The sequence below is a fragment of the Mycobacterium sp. E3251 genome, from assembly GCF_001666835.1.
Classification (GTDB): domain Bacteria; phylum Actinomycetota; class Actinomycetes; order Mycobacteriales; family Mycobacteriaceae; genus Mycobacterium.
The window spans coordinates 35,553-42,490 of record NZ_LZJF01000003.1 but is presented as its reverse complement, the minus strand read 5'-3'; the positions used below and the strand labels follow the sequence as shown (position 1 = coordinate 42,490).

The 6,938-nt window shown below is 67.4% G+C and carries 5 protein-coding genes and 2 pseudogenes; 2 read left to right on the top strand and 5 right to left on the bottom strand.

Annotation, left to right across the window (positions count from 1 at the left end):
* Positions 1-38 precede the first annotated feature (38 nt).
* Positions 39-137, top strand: a pseudogene (locus A5697_RS28215) (hypothetical protein); the annotation flags it as partial.
* Positions 138-248: 111 nt separating this feature from the next.
* Here A5697_RS28215 and A5697_RS00205 read toward each other — a convergent pair.
* A pseudogene (locus A5697_RS00205) lies at positions 249-968 on the bottom strand (sulfatase-like hydrolase/transferase); the annotation flags it as partial.
* Here A5697_RS00205 and A5697_RS00200 point away from each other — a divergent pair.
* Positions 943-1,962 (top strand): nitronate monooxygenase family protein, encoded by a 1,020-nt coding sequence (locus tag A5697_RS00200; RefSeq protein ID WP_067945417.1) that lies wholly within the window; start codon positions 943-945, stop codon positions 1,960-1,962. The pseudogene A5697_RS00205 and the gene A5697_RS00200 sit on opposite strands and share 26 nt — an antisense overlap.
* A 5-nt stretch (positions 1,963-1,967) precedes the next feature.
* On the opposite strand, the gene A5697_RS00195 is transcribed toward A5697_RS00200, so the two are convergent.
* From A5697_RS00195 to A5697_RS00180, 4 genes are all read right to left on the bottom strand, one after another.
* Positions 1,968-2,786: a class I SAM-dependent methyltransferase gene (locus A5697_RS00195; RefSeq protein ID WP_068006926.1), complete on the bottom strand. Its 819-nt coding sequence runs from the start codon at positions 2,784-2,786 to the stop codon at positions 1,968-1,970.
* Positions 2,787-2,789: 3 nt separating this feature from the next.
* Positions 2,790-4,058 (bottom strand): amidohydrolase family protein, encoded by a 1,269-nt coding sequence (locus tag A5697_RS00190; protein ID WP_068006922.1) that lies wholly within the window; start codon positions 4,056-4,058, stop codon positions 2,790-2,792.
* A gap of 79 nt (positions 4,059-4,137) precedes the next feature.
* Positions 4,138-4,914, bottom strand: a complete 777-nt coding sequence (locus A5697_RS00185) for a class II aldolase/adducin family protein (protein ID WP_197500865.1) — start codon at positions 4,912-4,914, stop codon at positions 4,138-4,140.
* Positions 4,911-6,506: a class I adenylate-forming enzyme family protein gene (locus tag A5697_RS00180; RefSeq protein WP_068006921.1), complete on the bottom strand. Its 1,596-nt coding sequence runs from the start codon at positions 6,504-6,506 to the stop codon at positions 4,911-4,913. Before A5697_RS00180 ends, A5697_RS00185 begins: the two co-directional genes overlap by 4 nt.
* Positions 6,507-6,938 lie beyond the last annotated feature (432 nt).

The window sequence follows — 6,938 nt, the reverse complement described above, 5'->3', positions numbered from 1 at the left end:
ACGACTTCTACTCGTCGGACTTCTACACCGACAAGCTGTTGCAGTACCTGCGCGAACGGGCGCCCGGCGACGACCGGCCCTTCTTCGCGTATCTGCCCTTCCAGGCGCCGCACTGGCCGCTGCACGCGCCGGACGAATCGATCGCGAAATACCGTGGCCGCTACGACGCCGGTCCGGACGCGCTTCGCGAAGAGCGGCTCGCGGCCCTCAAGCGGCTGGGTCTGTGCCCGCCCGACGTCGAGGCGCATCCGGTCGTCGCCGGGCGCCCGTTCGCGCAGGTACTGCAACAGCTTGTCGGTGTAGAAGTCCGACGAGTAGAAGTCGTCCCCGACCGTGACGAACTGGTCATCCTCGGTGTAAAGCGTTGGAATGGGCGAGAAGCCGTCTGCCGCCCGCCCCCCGTAATGGCTGGCCCCCGCGGGCAGCAGGGCAAACGAGCGCTCGAATCCGCGCGCCCACGGCGACGTCTCGATGGTTGCGCCCAGGTGCCACTTGCCCGACATGAGCGTCAGGTATCTGGCGTCGCGCAGCAGCTCGGGCAACGCCACCACCCGGTCGTTCAGATAGCCCTCATAGCCGGGAGCGCCGCGGAACGCCGGCCCGGCGACCTCCAGCATGGTGCCGATCCCGGCGATGTGGTGGTCCGTTCCCGTCAGCAGCATCGCCCGGGTGGGCGAGCAGGCCGGCGCGGAGTGGAAATCGGTGAACCGGATCCCCGCCTGGGCGAGCCGATCGAGATTGGGTGTCTCGATCTCGCCGCCGAACGCGCCGATATCAGAAAACCCGAGGTCGTCCGCCACGATCACGAGGAAGTTGGGCCTCTTCACGTTGAAGCATCCTGCCAGGTGCCGCCCCCGGGCGGAATGCTGACGCAACGGCACGTCGTTATTGTCGAGGCAGCGCTCCGCGCCTGCGACACTGCGACACCGGAAGGGCTTTGAGATGCTGGCACAGTTCGGGATGTCCATTCCGCTGGTCGCCGCCCCGATGGCGGGGGGCCCGACCACCCCTGCGATGGTGTCGGCCGCGACGCGCGCGGGCGGGCTGGGCATGCTCGCCGCGGGCTACAAGACCGTGGAGGCCGTCGAGGCCGAGCTCAAGCATGTTCGCGCCGAGGGAATCCCGTTTGGTATCAACCTCTTTGCGCCCAATCCCCTACCGGTCGATCCCGAGGCCTATCGGGCCTACGCCGCTATCGTTCAGCGGGACGCCGACCAGTTCGGTTTGACGCTGCCCCAGGAGCCCGCCGAGGACACCGACAAGTTCGACGAGAAGGTCGCGTTGCTGCTCGACGACCCGGTCCCCATGGTGTCGTTCACGTTCGGCATCCCGTCGGGCAGCGTGATCTCGGCGCTGCGCAAGGCGGGGACCATCGTCGTGCAGACGGTGACCACGCCCGAGGAGGCGGCACAGGCGCGCGACGCCGGGGCGGACATGCTCGCCGTTCAGGCGGCGGCCGCCGGCGGTCACTCGGGCACGCTCTCGCCGCGGAAGCCGCTGACGCCGGTACCGATCGCCGAGCTGGTCGAACGTATCGTCGCGACGGTGCCGCTGCCGGTGATCGCCGCCGGCGGGCTCGCCACGCCCGCCGCCGTAGCCGAGGTGATCCGCGCGGGGGCCGCGGCGGCCGCGGTCGGGACGGTCCTGCTGCGCGCCGACGAAAGCGGCGCATCGGCCACGCACCGGGCTGCCCTGACCGATCCCGCCTACAGCGAGACGGTGCTCACGCACGCCTTCACCGGCCGGCCCGCCCGCGGGCTGCGCAACTCGTTCATCGATGCCCACGAGGCCGAGGCGCCGCTGGGCTATCCCGCCATCCACTACCTCACCAGCCCGCTGCGCAAAGCCGCGGCCGCGGCGGGCAAGCCCGAGTATGTCCATCTGTGGGCGGGCACCGGGTACCGCAGTGCCACCGCCGAACCGACGTCCGACATCCTGCGGCGGCTGGCTTCCGACTTGTGACGCCGTCAGAACTCGAAGCGGTTCAGCACGTCGTACTTGCCGCCGGGTGATGCACACGTCAGCTTGTACATCCACCGCACCGGCGTCGATTCGATTTTCCGGTAGCCCGCGAGTGCGGGCGCCTGCTCGACCAACCGCAGCCTCGGGTTCCACGTCTCTAGCTGCCGCGCGTCGCGGATGCCCCACTTGATGATCCCCCTGGTGAAAAGCTTCGACAGCAGCGGCGCCAGAGCGGAGAGCGTGTCGAATTGCATTTCGCCACAATCGAATCGATCGGTCAGCCGCTGGAGCAGCTGTCGCACCTGTTGCTCGGTCAGATACATCAGCAGGCCCTCGGCGACCACCAGCGTGGGCCGGCCGGTCGGGATCTGCTCCAGCCACGTTGGATCGGTCACCGATGAGCCGATCATCCGGTAGCGCTCGGTGTCCTCGTAGAGTCGCCGCCGCAGTTCGATGACACCGGGTTGGTCGATGTCGAACCACGAAACGGAATGCGGCATGGCGAGCCGGAAGGCGCGGCCGTCCAGGCCGCAACCCAGGTGCAGGACCACCGCGTCGGGGTGGCGGCGCAAAAAGTCCGCGCACCAGTCGTCGAGCGCCTTGGCCCGCAACGCGACCAGGTATTGGTTCGACACCGGGAGCGAGCTGCGATGGATCCTCTTGAAGTCGTAGTCAATCCGGTCCACCGCATCCGCGGCCGCTTTGTCGCCCAAAACTGGTCGGTGGGAGCGGCTTTCGTAGGCGCGCAGGTACAGCGTGACGAGGTTCGTCCATTCCACGGAGCCCCAACGAACAGAGCTGAAGTCGACTTTGGCCGTAGTCATGGTTCAGAACGCCTCGGGATTGCGCTGCACTTCTTCCGGAACCGGGTGGCGGTAGAGGCGAGAGGCGTTCTCCCAAGTGAACTTGCGAATCACGTCCTCGGGCAGGCCACCGATTTGTTCGTGGACCGTCTGCTGGGTGTGTGGCCAGGTTGAGTCGCAATGCGGGTAGTCGGCTTCCAGCATGATGTTGTCCACGCCGATCCGGTCGCGCTGCACGAACGACGATTTGTCCTCCACCGCGCAGAACCAGAAGTTTCGCGTGAATACTTCGGCGGGAGTGAGGCTTTCGCCGAGCGCCTGCCACGTGCCGTACATCGCGTGGTAACTGAGCATGTGGTCGAGGCGATCCAGCAGGCCGGCGACCCAGCCTATTCCGCCTTCCGACAGACAGATCTTCAGGTTGGGAAACCTGCTGGGCAGCCCGGAATACAGCCAGTCGACCGCCGCCGAGATGGCGTAGGCGAAGAACAGCACCCCCTGCACGTCCGGCGGCGCATCGTCGGTGGTGGACGGCGAGGAGCCCGACGAGCCGATGTGCAGGTTCACGACGGTGTCCGTCTCGGCGCATGCCGCCATCATCGGGTCCCAATGCTTGGAGTGAATGCTCGGCAGTCCCAGCATCGCCGGGTTCTCGCTGAAGGTGATGGCGTGGAATCCACGCTCGGCGTTCTCGTAGATCATCTTCGCGCCCAGCTCGGGGTCCAGCAACCACGGCAGCTGGCATCCGATGATGCGCTCGGGATAAGAGCCCGCCCAGACCTCGAGGTGCCAATCGTTCCATGCGCGCACCGACGCCAGCGCCAGGTCGCGGTCGTTGGTCACCTGCTGCAGCCGCTGGCCGGCGAACCCGGGCAGGAAGGACGGGAAATTGAGCGAAGCGTAGATGCCGTTCAGGTCCATGTCCTTGACACGCTCGTGGATATCCCAAGCGCCCCTGCGCATTTCGTCGAAACGGACCGGCTCGAAGCCGTACTCCGCCACCGGTCGGCCCACCACGGCGTTGAACCCGACGTTGGGCAGTTCCCGACCGTCGTAGACCCAGGTCTGGCCCCCGCTCTCGGTCTCCACGACTCTGGGTGCGCGGTCGGCGAACCTGCGCGGCAGACGTCCGGCGAAGGTGTCCGGCGGCTCGACGATGTGGTCGTCGACCGAGATCAGCGTGTAGCGCCGGGGCGCGCGGGGCGGGTCCGGCAGGAACGTGACCGAGCGCTGCTCGCCGGTCTTCGCGGTGGTGAAGCTCAGATTGCCGGCCAGCTCGTCGATCGATTTCACTCGTCAATCTCCTTGCGCGGCTGTGTCGTTGAATGTCCGGTGACGGCTTTCATCGCGGACGCACACGCGACGACGCGGTTCACGTGAGCACGTCGCGGTCGGCCTTGATGGTCATCCTGGCCGCGCCCGCCCAGTACACGTCGGCGGCGCGTTCGACGAGCGAGCGCTGCATGCCCGCCATGTCGGACCACTTCATGGCCACAGGCTGGATGCCGGTGAGCAGCACGTCGTAGGCCAGCTTGCAGACCCGTTCGATCGACGCCGCTCGGTACACGGCCTCGGGCAGGTTGCGGCCCGTGGCGATCACCCCGTGGTTGGCAAGGATGGTCAGGTTCGCGGACCCGATGCGGGCCGCCAGTTCGGCCGCGCGGGCGGGGCTGTCGATCTCGCCGTCGTAGGTGTCCACCAGGCAAAGGTCATCGAGGAACAGCGAACCGGTCTGGTGCACCAATTCGGGCAGCCTGCCCAGCGCCGCGAGCACGCAGACGTAGTACGGATGATTGTGGATGACCACCCGGGCATCGTCGCGGACGCGGTGCAGCTCGGTGTGGATGTGGATGGCCGGAGTGACATCCCAACGACCGCGCAACACTTGGGCGTCGGCGTCGACCACGCAGATGTCGGACGCGGTGATCTCCTGCCACCACAACCCCCACGGATTGACGAACATCTCCATCCGTCCGTCCGGTTGCCAGGTGATGTGTCCCGCCATGTTCTCGGCGAACCCGATACCGGCCAGGTGGCGGAAGGCCACGGCGAGCGCCTGCTCCTCGGACAGCTCAACTCCGATCGGGGGGACCACCGATGGCGCCCAGACTTCCAGGCCGCCCCGGCGCGGGTGAGGAGCATTCGTCATCGGGCCTCCATTCTGGCTCGAATATCCTCGCGGAGCCGGCCTTTGGCAACCTTCCCGCCGGAAGATCGAGGCAGCTCGTCGACGACGATGAGCCGTTCGGGCAGCAGCTCCTTGGACACTCCCAGCGAGAGCAGGTGTTCGACCAGCTCGGACAGGTCCAGGGTGGCCGCGTCGACGAGTTCGACGTAAAGGCAGACCTTTTCGCCGAACACCGGATCGGGCATCGCCACGGCCGCGGCAACCGCGATGGCGGGGTGGGTCGTGACAGCGTCCTCGACCTGCGTCGCGCTGATGTTCTTGCCGCCCCGCAGGATGAAGTCGGAGGTTCGCCCGGTGACGGTCAGATAGCCGTCCGCGTCGATCTCGCAGATGTCACCCATCCGCATCCAGCCGTCCGGGGTGAACAACTTGTCGTGATCGGTCCCGCCCAGGTAGCCGAGGCTGGTTGCCGGGCCGCGGCAGGCCGGTTGGCCCTTGCCCGTCGCGGTCACGTCCCGGTCCCCGTCGAAGAGCCGGACCGCCATTTCGGGCACGATCCGCCCGCCGGTGCGCAGTCGGCGTTCCCGCGTGTCGTCGACGGTGGTGGCGCTCAGCATCCCGGTTTCGTTGGAGCCGTAGAACTGGAGGATCTTGGCGCCGGTGAGTTCCTCGAACTCTGCCGCCGGTCGGTACGGCAGCGCCTCACCACCGGTGAACACGACGCGCAGCGAACTCAGGTCGTGGTCGCGGGTCGCGGGGTCTGCCATCAGCATCGTCAATTGCGTACTGACACAGCATAATACGGTGGCACGATGCCTGGATATCGCCTCGCAAGTCGCCCCGGTGGTGAACCGGCCCAAGATGACCGCGGTGGCACCGAGGTAGATCGGCGTAGTGTGGCTGGTCCAAAGCCCGAAGCCGAACGGCGTCGGGATCACCGGCAAGAAAACGTCTTCCGGCGTCAGCAGCCCGTTGGCGACGGCCTTCTGGTGGAAGTAGTACCAGCGATTCTGAGTGTGCACCACGCACTTGGGCAGCCCGGTGGTCCCGGATGTTGAGTTGATGAGGAACACATCGTCGGGGCCGAGCCGGGACTCGCCGGTCAGCGCCCTGGGCGGCACCCGAACGTTCAGTCGTGGCGTTCCGGCTTCGGAGTCCACCACGAGGGTGGGCAATAAAAGCTCGTGGGCCACGGTCGCCGCTTCCCCGCCGCGCTGCTGGTCGCTGATCAGCATTTTCGGCTGGGCGCTGCTCACTATCGCCGCGACCTCACGAATGCCGGCGCGCGCGCCGACGCCGACGACGACCGCCCCGCACCGCTCGATCGCGACGAACAGCACGTGCAGGGCCGCGGAATCGCCGTGCCACACCGCTACCCGGTCGCCGGGCTCGACCCCCGCGCCGGCCAGCCTCCCGGCCAGCGCGCTTGCGGCACCGTCGAATTGGCGCCAGGTCAGCGACTCCCCCGGATAGTCGACATAGGCCAGCCGATCCGGTGACTGTTCGGCGTTGCGGCGCACCGCGTCCGACAACGTCGTGTCCGACCAGAACCCCGCGGCTCGAAACCGGGCCGAGTCCTCGGCAGCGAACGCCGGCGAGAACTCGATCTCCATCAGCCGATGATAGGAAAGCGGTCGGCGGCCTCGTCGGCTATGTCCCGCTAGGGGTTCTCCGGGGCCGGTGCGGGCGCGTCGTGTTGCGGATCGCTAACGGGACCCGGAGGACGGGGCCGCGGCTTATGGCAGTTGCGCGTGCAACCGCAGTTGAGGCCGATGATGCAGCCGCCCCCGCCGGCGGGTTGCACCGGCAGGGCGCCGCCCGGGGCCGGCGGGGGCGCCGGCGTCGTGTTGGACGAAGTAGTTGGTTTTGCCGCCCGGGTGACCGTGCCGGCGTCCGACCAGCCGAACGCCAAAACGAGTGCTGCGAAGACGCCGCAAACCGCGGCCACGGGCTGGGCTCGTCGAATCTTCACAATTTCTCCAGTGTGCTTTTTCCGCGGAGCAGGCGATTACCCGGTCGGACTAGGGATTTGGTGGCGTGGACGC